The sequence below is a fragment of the Pseudomonas sp. YuFO20 genome, assembly GCF_035064975.1.
GTDB lineage: Bacteria > Pseudomonadota > Gammaproteobacteria > Pseudomonadales > Pseudomonadaceae > Aquipseudomonas > Aquipseudomonas putida_AE.
Map to the genome: position 1 here is coordinate 99078 of NZ_JAXDEO010000016.1, position 15137 is coordinate 114214.

The following is a 15137-nucleotide window of genomic DNA, read 5'->3' on the forward strand; positions in this document are numbered from 1 at the left end:
TCCAGAATCAGAAAAAGTTCGGTGCACAGCATACGGGGAGACTACGGCTTGCGAAACAGCTCGCGACTGACCAGAGGCCGGCCACCCAGGTGAACGGCCAGCGCCTGGCGCATCAGACGCTTGGCCGCCGACAACGCACCCGGTGCGCTCCAATCAGCTTCAGCCATGGCCAGCAGCTCCGTGCCATTGAACAACCCGGGCTGCAGCAGATAGACCCGCTCCAGGCCCGCATCCACCTGCAAACGATAGAGGCCGTCTGGCGCAACGGGTTGGTCGTGGATATCGGTTATCAATGAAAAGCCGTAGCCCAGGTCATCCAGCAAACGCCATTCGAACGAACGCAGCAACGGCTCCAGCGCTCGACCTTCGGCCAGGGCGAGCAAAGTCGCCGCGTAGTGATCGAACACCGCAGGGAAAGGGTCTTCGGCGGGTAGCAGGCGAATCAACAGCTCATTGAGATAAAGCCCGCTGAACAGCGCCTCGCCGTTGAGCCAGGTGGCGATGCCGGCACTCTCCATGCGCCCGACGTTCTTCAGCTCGCCCCGCCCGCGAAACTCCACCTCCAACGGCACGAACGGGCGCGCCAACGTCCCGGCCTTGCCCCGCGCACTGCGCAATACCGCCCGCAGCCGACCTTGCGGCGTGAGGAAGTCCACCAGGGCGCTGCTCTCGCGGTAGGCGCGGGAGTGGAGGACGTAGGCGGGTTGGGGGATGGGTTGGGACATGGAGATCAGAGCTCTCAATGAATAAACGCAGTTTTACAAGCAACCCAAAACCAATGTGGGAGCGGGCTTGCTCGCGAAAGCGGTGTAACAGTCAACATCAATGCTGAATGTTACATCCTCTTCGCGAGCAAGCCCGCTCCCACAGGGTTTTGCTGTGTATCTGAAGCCCCAGTTACAGGTCGCCGTAACCCAGCGAACGCAAGGCGCGCTCGTCATCGGACCAGCCACCCTTCACCTTCACCCACAGGTTGAGCATGATCTTGGAGTCGAACAACAGCTCCATGTCCTTGCGCGCTTCGGTGCCGATGCGCTTGATGCGCTCGCCCTTGTCGCCAATGATGATCTTCTTCTGGCCATCACGCTCGACGAGGATCAGGGCATGGATGTGCAGGGTCTTGCCCTGCTGCTTGAACTCTTCGATTTCAACGGTGATCTGGTACGGCAGCTCGGCGCCCAGCTGGCGCATGATTTTCTCGCGTACCAGCTCGGCGGCGAGGAAACGGCTGCTGCGGTCGGTGATCTGGTCTTCCGGGAAGAAGTGATCGTTTTCCGGCAGATGATCAGCGATGACCTTTTCCAGCGCGTCGAGGTTGTGCCCGTGCTGCGCGGAAATCGGGATGATCTGCGCGTTCGGCAGCTGCTCCTGCAACCAGCTCAGGTGCGGCATCAGCTCGGCCTTGTCTTCGATGCGATCAGTCTTGTTCAGTGCCACGATCAGCGGGCCGGTCACGTACTGGACGCGCTCGAGGACCATCTGGTCTTCGTCGGTCCACTTGGTGCGATCGACCACGAAGATCACCACGTCGACGTCTTTCAACGCCGCCGAAGCGGTCTTGTTCATGTAGCGGTTCAAGGCCTTCTCGCCACCCTTGTGCATACCAGGGGTGTCGACGTAGATCGCCTGCACATCGCCCTCGGTCTTGATGCCGAGCATGTTGTGACGGGTGGTTTGCGGCTTGCGCGAGGTGATCGCCAGCTTCTGGCCGAGGATGTGGTTGAGCAACGTGGACTTGCCCACGTTCGGACGGCCGACGATGGCAACATAGCCACAGCGTGTTGCGTTTGTATCAGTCATTGCCATTCTCCACACCCAGGGCAATCAGTGCTGCGGCGGCCGCTACCTGTTCGGCAATACGACGGCTCACACCCTGACCTCGGCTTTTTTCATTCAATAGGATGATTTCACATTCGACGAAGAACGTCCGGCAATGCGGTTCACCCTGGATATCCACCACTTCGTAACGCGGTAGCTCGCAACCACGGGACTGCAGGAATTCCTGCAGGCGGGTCTTTGGATCTTTGTTGGTGTCGACCAGCGTCAGGCCTTCGAACTCTCCGGCCAGCCAGGCCAGCACGCGCTCGCGTGCCACTTCCATGCCAGCGTCCAGGTAGATCGCACCAATCAGCGCTTCCAGGGCATCGGCCAGGATCGACTCGCGACGGAAACCGCCGCTTTTCAATTCACCGGAGCCCAGGCGCAGGTATTCGCCCAGGTCGAAACCACGGGCCAGTACGGCCAGGGTCTCACCTTTGACCAGGCGTGCGCGCAAACGCGACAGCTGGCCTTCGCGGGCCAGCGGGAAGCGATCGAACAAGGCCTCGCCGGCGACGAAGTTGAGGATGGCATCACCGAGGAATTCCAGGCGCTCGTTGTTACGCCCGGCAAAACTGCGGTGAGTCAGGGCCAGGACCATCAGTTCCTGATCCTTGAAGGTGTAGCCGAGCTGACGCTCGAGACGGCTTAAGGAGACGCTCACGGTTTACCCACGCTGAGTTCGTGGTTGGATTCCACCGCCATCGCCGTGAGTCGGCGCAGGCTTGGGACAATTAACGCTGTGTTCAAAAATAACGTCCTGAATATCGTTGTTTTCATGCAACTGTCGCCGATTGTACCGACTCCAGAAATGCATTCGGCGCTGTGTTCAACAGCGCCGTGTTTGATTACTGGATCAGGCCAACCCGCGAGAAATTCGGCAGGTGACTGAGTTTGGGTTCCGGCCAGCTCATCCAGACTGCGAAGGCCTTGCCGACGATATTCTTGTCGGGAACCATGCCCAGCAGATCCTTGGGAATGGCTGGATCATCCCAGTAGCGACTGTCGTTGGAGTTGTCGCGGTTGTCGCCCATCATGAAGTAGTGCCCGGCTGGCACGGTCCAGGTACGGTCCGGCGTTGCGCGGTAGCGGCTCATTTCCTTGCGGATCAGGTGCTCGGCGACACCGAGTTTTTCCTTGTAGAGCTCGGCGCTGCCCAGCGTGCCCGGCTCGGAGCCGACCAGCTTTTCGGCAATCGACTCGCCGTTGACGAACAGACGCTTGTCAGCGGTGTACCGCACCGTGTCGCCCGGCAGCCCCACTACACGCTTGATGTAGTTGACGTTCGGATCGCTCGGGTAGCGGAACACCATCACATCGCCACGCTGTGGCTCACCGACTTCGATGACTTTCTTGTCGATCACCGGCAAGCGGATCCCGTAGGAAAACTTGCTCACCAGGATGAAGTCGCCGACGTCCAGGGTCGGTTTCATCGAGCCGGACGGGATCTGGAACGGTTCCACCAGGAACGAACGCAGCACCAGCACGATGAACAACACCGGGAAGAACGACTTGCCGTATTCAACCAGCAGCGGTTCCTTGCTCAGCTTCTCGACCACCACCCCGTCAGGCTGGCTGACGCTGCCCTGATAGGAAGCGATGGCGGCACGCCGACGCGGTGCCAGGATCAACAGATCGAGCAACGCCAACAGGCCGCAGACGAACACGGCGATGACCAGCAACAGCGGGAAATTTAGTGACATAGGACCTAACTATCCAACCTGAGCACGGCAAGGAAGGCTTCTTGTGGAATTTCCACGTTGCCGACCTGCTTCATGCGTTTCTTACCGGCCTTTTGCTTTTCCAGCAGCTTTTTCTTACGGCTGACGTCACCGCCGTAGCATTTGGCCAATACGTTCTTTCTGAGCGCCTTGACGGTTGTACGCGCCACAATCTGCCCGCCAATGGCGGCCTGGATTGCCACGTCGAACATCTGCCGCGGAATCAGTTCTTTCATCTTCTCGGTCAACTGGCGACCTTTGTAGTGCGCATTGTCACGGTGCACGATCAGCGCCAGGGCGTCGACCTTGTCGCCGTTGATCAGCACGTCCAGTTTCACCAGACTAGCCGATTGGTAACGATCGAAATGGTAATCCAGCGAAGCATAGCCGCGACTGGTGGATTTCAGGCGATCGAAGAAGTCCAGCACCACTTCGTTCATCGGCAAGTCGTAGGTCACCTGGACCTGGGAGCCGAGGAACAGCATGTCGACCTGCACGCCACGTTTTTCAATACACAGGGTAATGACGTTACCCAGGTGCTCTTGCGGCACAAGGATATTGGCGCGCACGATCGGCTCGCGCATGTCTTCGATCGACGACAGATCCGGCAATTTAGACGGGTTATCGACGTAGATCGTCTCACCGGTCTTGAGCAGCAGCTCGAAGATTACCGTCGGCGCCGTGGTGATCAGGTCCAGGTCGTACTCGCGCTCCAGGCGCTCCTGGATGATTTCCATGTGCAGCATGCCGAGGAACCCGCAGCGGAAGCCGAAGCCCAGGGCGTCGGAGCTTTCCGGGGTGTACTGCAGCGACGAGTCGTTCAGGGTGAGCTTTTGCAGGGCTTCACGGAAGTCTTCGAAGTCGTCGGAGCTGACCGGGAACAGACCGGCGTAGACCTGCGGCTGAATGCGCTTGAAACCTGGCAGCACATCGACGTCCGGTGTCGAGCTCAAGGTCAGGGTGTCACCTACCGGTGCACCGTGAATGTCCTTGATACCGGCAATGATGAAGCCCACTTCACCGGCCTTCAGGTCGACGGTAGCGGTGTGTTTCGGGTTGAACACGCCCACGCTGTCCACCAGGTGGATCTTGCCGGTGGACTTGACCAGGATCTTGTCGCCCTTCTTCACGCGACCGTGGCGCACGCGAACCAGGGACACGACGCCCAGGTAGTTGTCGAACCAGGAGTCGATGATCAACGCCTGCAGCGGATCTTCGATGTTGCCGGTTGGCGCAGGAATGGTGGTGACCAGGCGCTCCAGCACTTCATCGACGCCCAGGCCGGTCTTGGCACTGCAAGTGACCGCGTCGGTGGCATCGATGCCGATGATTTTTTCGATTTCTTCTTTGACGCGGTCCGGATCGGCCTGTGGCAGGTCGATCTTGTTCAGCACCGGCATCACTTCCAGGCCCTGTTCGATCGCCGTGTAGCAGTTGGCAACCGACTGTGCCTCGACGCCCTGACCGGCATCGACCACCAGCAGCGCGCCTTCACAGGCGGCCAGCGAACGGCTCACCTCATAGGTGAAGTCAACGTGGCCGGGGGTATCGATGAAGTTCAGCTGGTAGGTGACGCCATCGCGAGCCTTGTAATACAGCGTAACGCTGTGCGCCTTGATGGTGATCCCGCGCTCACGCTCAAGATCCATGGAGTCCAGTACCTGGGCTTCCATTTCACGCTCGGCCAGGCCGCCGCACATCTGGATGAAGCGATCGGCCAGCGTCGACTTGCCATGGTCAATGTGGGCGATGATGGAGAAATTGCGGATATGACTCAAATCACTCACGGATCAACACTCAAAAAGGCTGCAGGCATAGCCCGCCGAAAAATAGCCGGGAATTGTACCTGATCCACGGCGCAAGCGTCACGTTTGCAGGCCAGACGGCCCGTACAAAAACGCCCCGGTCTGGTGACAGGGGCGTTTTTCATCATCGGCGCAGCGCGGAACAGGCCGCCATCAACCGGCGCGACGCAACAACCAGAGCCCGGCCAGGGCACAGACACTGGCGGGCACGAGCACCGCGAACAGTGGCGAAAAACCGAACACCAGGCTCGAAGGCCCGAGCAAATCCTGGGCAATACGGAAGGTGAAGCCCACCAGCACACCGGTGAAAACCCGCTGACCAAGGGTCACCGAGCGCAGCGGACCGAAGATGAAAGAGATCGCCATCAGCACCAGGGCCGCGGTGACCAGGGGCTGCAACACCTTGACCCAAAATGCCAGCCAGTAGCGGCCGTTGTTCAGCCCCTGGTCCGCCAGATAGTGGATGTAGCCCCAAAGCCCCGAGATCGACAGCGATTCCGGCGCCATGACCACCGTACTCAACAGTTGCGGGCTCAACGCCACTTCCCAGCGCTCGACCGGAGCGGTGACCACTTCGGTGCTCTTCTCGTGGAACACCGTGGTGGTGACATCGGACAACTGCCAGTGATCCTTGTCGAACTCCGCGCGCTTGGCGAAGCTCGCCGACAACATGTGGCGTTCCTTGTCGAAGTGATAGCGGGTCACGCCATACAGCAGGCCATTGGGTTGCACGGAGTTGACGTGGATGAACTCGTCACCCTGGCGATGCCACAGGCCGTGCTTGGCGCTTTGCGCGTCGCCACTGCCCTGGGCCAGCGAGCGGTTGGCCTGGGCAGTGCTTTCGGTCGCCGGCGCCACGTATTCGCCGATCAGCACCCCCACCACCATCAGCACCAGCATCGGCTTCATGACCGCCCAGACGATGCGCCCGATGGACACGCCAGCCGCGCGCATGATGGTCAGCTCGCTGTTGCTGGCCAGGCTGCCGAGACCGATCAGGCAACCGATCAGGGCTGCCATCGGCAGCATGTCGTAGAGCCGGCGTGGCGCCGTCAGCAACACGTAGCTCAGGACATCGAGCAGGGTGTAGGTATCGCTGGCGTCGCCCATCTCGTCGATGAACGCGAACAGCGTGGCCAGGCCGAGAATGATCCCCAGTACCGCCAGGATCGCCACGAATACGCTGCTACCGATGTAGCGATCGAGCTTAACCACGGGCCACCTCCCGCGCGCTGCGGCGACTCGCCCGCTTCAATTGCAAGGGTTCCCAGTAGAGCAGGCCCAGGCCGATGACCAGGAATATCCCGTGCACCCACCACAAGCCCAGCGCCGGCGGGATCTTGCCCTTTTCGAGGGCGCCGCGCGCGGCAATCAGGATGGTCAGGTAAGCCATATAAAGAAGGATCGCAGGCAACAGCTTGAGGAAACGGCCCTGGCGCGGATTGACCCGCGACAGCGGCACCGCCATCAAGGTCACGATGAACACCAGCAACGGCAGGGACAGGCGCCATTGCAGCTCGGTGCGGGAGCGGATGTCGTCGCTGCCCAGCAAGGAGCCCGTGGTCATGGCGTCACGGTCGGTCACTTCGTCGCTGACGTCCGGCTTGGGCAGCAGCACGCCGTATTCGTCGTACTTGATCGCCCGGTAATCAGCCTGCCCCGGGTTACCGTCATAGCGGTAGCCGTTGTCGAGGATCAGGTAGCGGTTGCCGTCGGGGCGGATTTCCTGCCGGCCTTTTTCAGCCACCAGTACGGAGATCCCGCGATCCTTCTTGTCGGAACTGATGTTCTTTTGCGAAATGAAGACCCCCGCCAGGTTGATGCGGTCGTCTGTCAACTGCTCGGTATAGGTCACCCGCGTACCGTCGCGCAGGGCCTGGAAGCGGCCTGGCTCGAGGGTGTCGAACTCGGTCAGGGCATCCTGCTTGTTCAGCAGCAACTGGAACTGATTGGCACCCTGGGGCGCCAGGCTCAGGCTCAACCAGGCAACGACCAGGGCAACCAGGGTCGCCGGGAACAGGGTCATGCGAAACAGGCGTTGCTGGCTCATGCCCGTGGCCGACAGCACGGTCATCTCGCTTTCAAGGTACAGGCGGCCATAGGCCAGCAGGATCCCGAGAAACAGGCCCAGCGGCAGGATCAGCTGCAGGAACCCTGGCAGGCGAAAGCCCATGATGAGGAACAGCGAGCCCGGATCCAGTTGACCCGAAGCGGCCTGCGCGAGGTACTTGATGAAGCGTCCACTCATGATGATGACCAGCAACACCGCACTGACGGCGCTCAAGGTCAACAGGACTTCGCGGGATAGATAACGGAAGACAATCAAACCAGACACTCCAGGGTTGTCAGGCTAAGGCGGCCAAACAAGCAAACACATCAGACAGCCCGCATTGCAGAACTGCTGAAAAAAAGATGGCGCATTATCCTGTGATTGGGTGCGCCTGTCACTGCGCAATGCGCGGGCAGGTATGTAGGAGCGAGCTCGCTCGCGATGGTCGTCAACGATAACGCGTGAAGCCTGACACCCCGTGGCGCTCTCAGGTTTTTCGCGAGCAAGCTCGCTCCTACAGTGGCCGACGAAACCGTGAAGATCGTACAACACAGGGTTGTCAGGCGCCGCCGGCGAGGTTCAAACTGCCGCCTTCGTCGCCGATCGATCCTGGCGCCTCTCTCTTTATAAGCAAGCGCTGCCCGCACCTTGTCCAGCGCTTGCGTATCGACCATCAATTCAGGGACCCGGACATGGAACTGGTTGTAAAAAGCGTCAACCCGCAAACGTTGAAAACCGCCACGCTGGTGGTCGCCGTCGGCGAAGGCCGCAAGCTCGGCGCTGTTGCCAAACAGCTCGACGAACTCAGCGCCGGCGCCATCAGTGCCGTGCTCAAGCGCGGCGACCTGGCCGGCAAGGTTGGCCAGAGCCTGTTGCTGCACAGCCTGCCGAACCTGAAAGCCGAGCGCGTATTGCTGGTCGGCGTGGGCAAGGATGAAGAACTGGGCGACCGCCCGTTCCGCAAGATCATTGCCGGCATCCTCAACACCCTCAAGGGCCTGGGCGGCAGCGATGCGGTGCTCGCCCTGGATGAAATCGTGGTCAAGGGCCGCGACAGCTATGGCAAGACCCGTCTGCTGGCCGAAACCCTGGTGGACGGCGAATACCAGTTCGACCAGTTCAAGAGCCAGAAAGCCGAGCCACGCGCCCTGAAGAAAATTACCCTGGTGACCATCAAGGCCGCCGAGGCTGAAGTGCAACGCGCCGTGAACCACGCCACCGCGATCGCCAACGGCATGGCTTTCACCCGCAACCTGGGCAACCTGCCGCCGAACATCTGCCACCCGACTTTCCTCGGCGAGCAGGCCAAGAGCCTGGGCAAAGAGTTCAAGGACCTGAAAGTCGAAGTCCTCGACGAGAAGAAGATCAAGGCCCTGGGCATGGGCTCGTTCTACGCGGTCGGCCAGGGCAGCGCCCAGCCTCCGCGCCTGATCGTCATGCAATACAACGGCGGCAAGAAGTCCGAGAAGCCCTACGCTCTGGTCGGCAAGGGCATCACCTTCGACACCGGCGGCATCAGCCTCAAGCCGGGTGCCGGCATGGATGAAATGAAGTACGACATGGGCGGCGCCGCCAGCGTGTTCGGCACCCTGCGTGCCGTGCTCGAACTGAAGCTGCCGATCAACCTGGTGTGCATCCTGGCCTGCGCCGAGAACATGCCGAGCGGCAACGCTTCGCGTCCGGGCGACATCGTCACCACCATGAGCGGCCAGACCGTGGAAATCCTCAACACCGACGCCGAAGGCCGCCTGGTGCTGTGCGACGCCCTGACCTACTCCGAGCGCTTCAAGCCGCAAGCGGTGATCGACATCGCCACCCTGACCGGCGCCTGCGTGGTTGCACTGGGTTCCCACACCTCGGGCCTTTTGGGCAACAACGACGAACTGATCGGCCAACTGCTGAGCGCCGGCAAGGCTGCCGACGACCGCGCCTGGCAACTGCCGCTGTTCGATGAGTACCAGGAACAGCTGGACAGCCCGTTCGCCGACATCGCCAACATCGGTGGCCCGAAAGCCGGCACCATCACGGCGGCCTGCTTCCTGTCGCGCTTCACCAAGAACCTGAACTGGGCGCACCTGGACATCGCCGGTACCGCATGGACCAGCGGCGGCAAGGACAAGGGCGCCACTGGCCGTCCGGTTCCGTTGCTGACCCAGTACCTGCTGGACCGCGCCAAAGCCTGAAACCAATGATCCCGGGTGGCGTTGCCTGCCAGTGACGCCACCCCGGCTCAGGAACCGCAATGACCAAAGTCGACTTTTATATCCTGCCCAGCGCCGATCCTTCGGCACGCCTGGACTTTGCCTGCAAGCTCACCGAGAAAGCCTGGCGCATGGGCCACCGCATCTACCTGCATTGCAGCGATGCGACCCAGCGCGATGATCTCGATGCGCGGCTGTGGGCGTTCAAGGGCGAAAGCTTCGTGCCCCACGGCCCTGCCGACAGCGAACCAGACGGCTTGATTGTCCTGGGATTGGGCGAAGACTGCGGTCAGCATCAGGATTTGCTGGTCAATCTCGACCTGAAAGTCCCGGCCTTCGCCAGCAAGTTCGCCAGAGTGGCGGAAGTGGTGGTGGAGGATCCGACGATCAAGGCTGCTGCGCGGGAGAGTTTCCGTTTCTACCGCGAACAGGGCTATCCTCTGCAAGATCACCGTTTACAGCGACTCTGAGCATTCCGATGGACACTCCAAAACCGCTGCAACAATCCGCGCACCTGCTGGACGACCTCGAGTCGATCCGCCAACTGCTCGGCGATGACAACCTGCAACCACCGCTGCTGACCGATACGGTCGAAGAAGGTGACCAGGAACAGATTCCGATGCTGTTCGACACCGTCAGCGAGCCTGCGCCGGTGGTCGAACCACCCGCCCCCAAACCCGCCGCTGATCCGGCACCGACGGCCAGTAAAAGCGCCGACGCCCTGCTGTATCTCGACAGCGAATTGCGCGCCGCCGCGCAATTGATCATGCAAGACGTGATCGACGACTTCGCGCCGCACATCGAAACCGAAATCAAGCGCCGCCTCAGCGCGCGGATGGAACGGCTCCTCAGTCAGTACAACGACTGAACCACCTGTGGGAAATTCCATATTTGCCCCCAAATATGGAATCCTCCCTCCGATAGGCGCACTCCTGATCGCGCACGGCAGGATGAAGCTGCAAAACCCCGTTGGCCAATTTCAGAAGTAATGACCAATTTATAGCCATCCTCAGGAATGGCTTTTTCAGTTTGACCGCTCGTCGCAACTGTTATTTCTGACAGTAGCCTCATCTCCAAAAACGGACAAAAGTCACCTCACTTTGTTAGCGGCAATCCGCTCTACGGCGCCGCCACAGCAAATGCATTCGATGCCTGGCAATTGCTAGTGACCACCGTTGTTCCCGTGGATCGTGCTCACGTCTGCCTGGCCGAATACGATGCAGCTAACAACCAGGTATTCGCCTGGACAGCTGCCACACTGACCGCAAATTGGAGATTTTGAACCATGCATCTACCTCCCGGCAGCGTCCCTGTCCTCACCAGCCCGAACAATGTTTACACACGTCGCCCCTTGATCACTGGCGATTCGGCCCCCAACGCCCGCATCCGCATGGTCAACACCGGCGGTGCTCCGCACTATGGCGACGCCCAGGCAGATATGAACGGCAAATGGCAGCTGCAAGTGAACACTGACCTACACGTTGACCCTCATGACCGCGCGTTCTTCAACCTGGCCGAAATCGATGCAACTGGCAGCCAGATCTCAACCTGGGGATTTAACCAGCTGTTCGTGACCCGGGCTCCGATCAGCAACCCCCCACCCACAGGCACTCCGCCAGTGCTTACCAACCCGCCAGTGCTCACCAGCTCCACTACCGTGTACTCACTTCAGCCTTTGCTCACCGGTACATCGCGCCCCCTTGCCAGGATTCATGTCGTCCACTCAGGCGGTTTCCCGACCTACGCCGTCGTCTACGCAGATGCAAACGGTAACTGGCAGGCACCAGTGACGACTGACCTCATCGTTACCCCCCCAAACATCGTGCTCATCGGCATAGCCGAATTCGATCCAGCTGGCGGCCAGATATCACCCTGGACATCTGCCACACTGATCGTGAACCAGGCCAGCACCGCCCTGCCCCCAGGCAGTCCGCCAGTGCTCACCAGCTCGACTAACGTGACCTCACTTCGCCCTTGGCTCACCGGTAAATCGGCCGCCTTTGAAAGGATTGAAATCGTCCACTCAGGCGGCTTCCCGACCTACGCCATCGTCAACGCAGATGCAAACGGTGACTGGCAGGCACCAGTGACCACTGACCTCCTCGTTACCCCCCCAAACATGGTGCCCATCGGCCTGGCCGCATACAATGCAGCCAGCGGCCAGGCATCACCCTGGACACCTGTCACACTGTTCGTGAACCAGGGGCCTTGAACCATGCCCCTGTCTTCCGGCAGCGTCCCTGCAATCACCAGCCCGGCCACCGTGAACTCACGCTGGTCCTTGCCTGAAGGAGATACTTTATCTGCAGCCGCCCGCCACAGAACTCACGACGATAAGGGACCCAGGCCCTGCATATCAAGCAACCCTGTTTCCACGCATTCCTAGCCAAAGCAGCGGCTGTTGCACCATCGTACTGGTGCAACAGCCCTGAAATTTCTCCCTTCTCCCCGCTACTCCCGCTACGCCTGCGCAGCCATCCCCGCTATACTTAGCGGCTTTTCCTTAGTCAATGCCAATAGGGTCCCGCCGCGCATGGATAAGACCTACCAGCCGCACGCCATTGAAACTTCCTGGTACAACACCTGGGAGTCAGAGAATTACTTCGCCCCGCAAGGCGCGGGCGAGTCCTACACCATCATGATCCCGCCGCCGAACGTCACCGGCAGCCTGCACATGGGTCACGGCTTCAACAACGCGATCATGGACGCCCTGATCCGTTTCCGCCGCATGCAGGGTCGCAACACCCTGTGGCAACCGGGCACCGACCACGCCGGTATCGCCACGCAAATGCTGGTGGAGCGTCAACTTGAAGCCCAGGGCCAGAATCGCCACGACCTGGGCCGCGAGAAATTCCTCGAGAAAGTCTGGGAATGGAAGGATCAGTCCGGCGGCAACATCAGCCGTCAGATCCGTCGCCTCGGCTCTTCCGTGGACTGGAGCCGCGAGCGCTTCACCATGGACGACGGCCTCTCTGAAGCCGTTAAAGAAGCGTTCGTGCGCCTGCACGAAGACGGCCTGATCTACCGCGGCAAGCGCCTGGTCAACTGGGACACCAAGTTGCACACGGCGATTTCCGACCTTGAAGTGGAAAACCACGACGAGAAAGGCTTCCTGTGGAACCTGAAATACCCGCTGGCCGATGGCGCCAAGACCGCTGAAGGCAACGATTTCCTGATCGTCGCGACGACTCGTCCGGAAACCATGCTCGGCGACTCCGCCGTCGCGGTTAACCCGAACGATGAACGCTACAAAGCCCTGATCGGCAAATTCGTCGAGCTGCCGCTGGTCGGCCGCCGCATCCCGATCATCGCCGACGATTACTGCGACCCTGAATTCGGCACCGGTTGCGTGAAAATCACCCCGGCCCACGATTTCAACGACTACGAAGTCGGCAAGCGCCACAACCTGCCGCTGCTGAACATCTTCGACAAGAACGCCCACGTGCTGCCAGCCGTGCAGGCATTCAATCTCGATGGCACCCTGAACGAAACGATCGACGGCAAGATCCCGGCGGAATATGCCGGTCTGGACCGCTTCGAAGCGCGCAAGCAGATCGTAGCCGCGTTCGAAGCCGCAGGCCTGCTGGTCAGCGTCGACGATCACGCCCTGAAAGTGCCGAAAGGCGACCGCTCCGGTACCATCATCGAGCCGTGGCTGACCGACCAGTGGTATGTGTCCACCAAGCCGCTGGCCGAACCTGCGATTGCCGCTGTTGAAGACGGCCGCATCCAGTTCGTGCCGAAACAATACGAAAACATGTACTTCTCGTGGATGCGCGACATCCAGGACTGGTGCATCAGCCGCCAACTGTGGTGGGGCCACCGGATTCCGGCCTGGTATGACGAGTCGGGCAAAGTCTACGTCGGTCGCGACGAAGCCGAAGTGCGCGCCAAGCACAACCTCGGCCCGGACATCGCGCTGCAACAGGACAACGACGTACTCGACACCTGGTTCAGCTCGGGCCTGTGGACCTTCTCCACCCTCGGCTGGCCGGAACAGACCGAGTTCCTGAAGAAATTCCACTCCACCGACGTGTTGGTCACCGGCTTCGACATCATTTTCTTCTGGGTTGCCCGGATGATCATGCTCACCATGCACTTGGTGAAAAACGAAGACGGCACGCCGCAGGTGCCGTTCAAGACCGTGTACGTACACGGCCTGGTGCGTGATGGCCAAGGCCAGAAGATGTCCAAGTCCAAGGGCAACGTCCTTGACCCGCTGGACATCATCGACGGCATCGAGCTGGAAGAGCTGGTGCAGAAACGCACCTCCGGCATGATGCAGCCGAAACTGGCGAAGAAGATCGAGAAGCAGACCCGCGAAGAGTTCGCCGAAGGCATCGCCAGCTATGGCACCGACGCCCTGCGCTTCACCTTCTGTTCGCTGGCATCCACCGGTCGCGACATCAAGTTCGACATGGGCCGCGTCGAAGGCTATCGCAACTTCTGCAACAAGATCTGGAACGCCGCGCGCTACGTACTGGACAAAGGCGAAGACTGCGGTCAGAACGGCGAAGCCTACGAGCTCTCGCTGGCCGATCGCTGGATCATTTCGCAGCTGCAACGCACCGAAGCCGAAGTGACTCGCCAGCTCGACCAGTTCCGTTTCGACCTGGCCGCGCAAGCCCTGTACGAGTTCATCTGGAACCAGTATTGCGACTGGTACCTGGAACTGTCCAAGCCTGTGCTGTGGGACGAAAATGCCCCGGTCGAACGCCAGCGCGGCACCCGTCGCACCCTGGTTCGCGTGCTCGAAGTAGCCCTGCGCCTGGCGCATCCATTCATGCCGTTCATCACCGAAGAAATCTGGCAGCGCCTCGCGCCGCTGGCCGGTATCGAAGGCAAGACGATCATGCTGCAACCTTGGCCAGTGGCCAATGAAGCACGCATCGACCAGGCTGCCGAAGACGACATCGAGTGGCTCAAGGGCCTGATGCTCGGCACGCGCAACATCCGTGGCGAAATGAACATCGGCCCGGGTAAACCGCTGCCATTGTTCCTGAAGAATGTCAGCGCCGAGGATCAGCGTCGCCTGACCGAGAACGAAGCGCTGCTGAAGAAGCTGGCGCGTCTGGAATCGATCACCGTGCTGGCGGCTGGCGAAGAAGCCCCCCTGTCCGCCACCGCACTGGTTGGCGAGATGGAAGTGCTGGTACCGATGGCCGGCCTGATCGACAAGGGTGCCGAGCTTGCGCGCCTGGACAAGGAAATCCAGCGCCTGCAAGGCGAAGTGCAGCGCGTCGGCGGCAAGCTGTCCAACGCCGGTTTCGTTGACAAGGCACCCGCTGAAGTCATCGAGAAAGAACGCGCCAAACTGGCCGAAGCCGAACAGGCCCTGGGCAAACTGGCGGAGCAACATGCGCGGATTGCCAGTCTGTAACGGCAGATCGCAATAAAAAAGGGAGGCCCTGGTGGCTAATGCCGATCAGTTAAGCCATCTCGCTTGACCTTTGGCCGCAAGAAATCAAAATCCGATGCCTGAACTGGCATCGGATTTTTTTATGCGTCTCGCTCGGGCACTGGAACTGACCCACAACTTCGC

12 protein-coding genes are annotated in these 15137 nt (G+C 60.4%); 5 read left to right on the plus strand and 7 right to left on the minus strand.

Annotated features, from left to right (window positions below):
- Positions 1–41: 41 nt before the first annotated feature.
- From recO to lptF, 7 genes are all read right to left on the minus strand, one after another.
- Positions 42–725: a DNA repair protein RecO gene (gene recO / locus SOP85_RS11405; RefSeq protein ID WP_408598671.1), complete on the minus strand. Its 684-nt coding sequence runs from the start codon at positions 723–725 to the stop codon at positions 42–44.
- Positions 726–897: 172 nt separating this feature from the next.
- Entirely contained in the window at positions 898–1800 is a 903-nt protein-coding gene (gene era / locus SOP85_RS11410; protein WP_020799458.1) for a GTPase Era, read from the minus strand.
- A complete protein-coding gene (gene rnc, locus SOP85_RS11415) occupies positions 1793–2482 on the minus strand; it encodes a ribonuclease III (protein WP_018927089.1) in 690 nt (229 codons plus the stop codon). Before rnc ends, era begins: the two co-directional genes overlap by 8 nt.
- A 184-nt stretch (positions 2483–2666) precedes the next feature.
- Complete coding sequence (gene lepB, locus SOP85_RS11420; protein WP_180205237.1) at positions 2667–3521, minus strand: signal peptidase I; 855 nt, start codon at positions 3519–3521, stop codon at positions 2667–2669.
- A 5-nt stretch (positions 3522–3526) separates the two neighbouring features.
- Positions 3527–5326 (minus strand): translation elongation factor 4, encoded by a 1800-nt coding sequence (lepA, locus tag SOP85_RS11425; RefSeq protein ID WP_046818874.1) that lies wholly within the window; start codon positions 5324–5326, stop codon positions 3527–3529.
- A gap of 171 nt (positions 5327–5497) precedes the next feature.
- On the minus strand, positions 5498–6559 hold the full coding sequence (gene lptG, locus SOP85_RS11430; RefSeq protein WP_323607854.1) for an LPS export ABC transporter permease LptG: 1062 nt from the start codon (positions 6557–6559) through the stop codon (positions 5498–5500).
- The gene (gene lptF / locus SOP85_RS11435) at positions 6552–7670 is read right to left on the minus strand and encodes an LPS export ABC transporter permease LptF (RefSeq protein ID WP_274074300.1); all 1119 of its coding nucleotides are present in this window, start codon (positions 7668–7670) and stop codon (positions 6552–6554) included. Before lptF ends, lptG begins: the two co-directional genes overlap by 8 nt.
- Before the next feature lie 416 nt (positions 7671–8086).
- Here lptF and SOP85_RS11440 point away from each other — a divergent pair, with 416 nt between their 5' ends.
- The 5 genes from SOP85_RS11440 (at position 8087) to SOP85_RS11460 (ending at position 14975) form a co-directional block, all read left to right on the plus strand.
- The gene (locus SOP85_RS11440) at positions 8087–9577 is read left to right on the plus strand and encodes a leucyl aminopeptidase (RefSeq protein ID WP_323626997.1); all 1491 of its coding nucleotides are present in this window, start codon (positions 8087–8089) and stop codon (positions 9575–9577) included.
- A 59-nt stretch (positions 9578–9636) separates the two neighbouring features.
- Positions 9637–10065, plus strand: a complete 429-nt coding sequence (locus SOP85_RS11445) for a DNA polymerase III subunit chi (protein WP_274074298.1) — start codon at positions 9637–9639, stop codon at positions 10063–10065.
- Between the two features lie 8 nt (positions 10066–10073).
- Positions 10074–10463 (plus strand): DNA polymerase III subunit chi, encoded by a 390-nt coding sequence (locus SOP85_RS11450; protein ID WP_274074297.1) that lies wholly within the window; start codon positions 10074–10076, stop codon positions 10461–10463.
- A 417-nt stretch (positions 10464–10880) separates the two neighbouring features.
- Positions 10881–11807, plus strand: coding sequence for a hypothetical protein (locus tag SOP85_RS11455; RefSeq protein WP_323626998.1), 927 nt, complete (start codon positions 10881–10883; stop codon positions 11805–11807).
- Between the two features lie 321 nt (positions 11808–12128).
- The gene (locus SOP85_RS11460; protein ID WP_274074296.1) at positions 12129–14975 is read left to right on the plus strand and encodes a valine--tRNA ligase; all 2847 of its coding nucleotides are present in this window, start codon (positions 12129–12131) and stop codon (positions 14973–14975) included.
- The last annotated feature ends 162 nt before the right edge of the window (positions 14976–15137 follow it).

What these genes read in the sequence shown, in the direction of transcription:
- SOP85_RS11445 (WP_274074298.1), top strand. Translation starts at nt 9,637, where the DNA reads ATGACCAAAGTCGACTTTTATATCCTGCCCAGCGCCGATCCTTCGGCA.
- era (WP_020799458.1), bottom strand. Translation starts at nt 1,800, where the DNA reads ATGACTGATACAAACGCAACACGCTGTGGCTATGTTGCCATCGTCGGC.
- SOP85_RS11440 (WP_323626997.1), top strand. Translation starts at nt 8,087, where the DNA reads ATGGAACTGGTTGTAAAAAGCGTCAACCCGCAAACGTTGAAAACCGCC.
- SOP85_RS11455 (WP_323626998.1), top strand. Translation starts at nt 10,881, where the DNA reads ATGCATCTACCTCCCGGCAGCGTCCCTGTCCTCACCAGCCCGAACAAT.
- SOP85_RS11460 (WP_274074296.1), top strand. Translation starts at nt 12,129, where the DNA reads ATGGATAAGACCTACCAGCCGCACGCCATTGAAACTTCCTGGTACAAC.
- SOP85_RS11450 (WP_274074297.1), top strand. Translation starts at nt 10,074, where the DNA reads ATGGACACTCCAAAACCGCTGCAACAATCCGCGCACCTGCTGGACGAC.
- lepB (WP_180205237.1), bottom strand. Translation starts at nt 3,521, where the DNA reads ATGTCACTAAATTTCCCGCTGTTGCTGGTCATCGCCGTGTTCGTCTGC.
- recO (WP_408598671.1), bottom strand. Translation starts at nt 725, where the DNA reads ATGTCCCAACCCATCCCCCAACCCGCCTACGTCCTCCACTCCCGCGCC.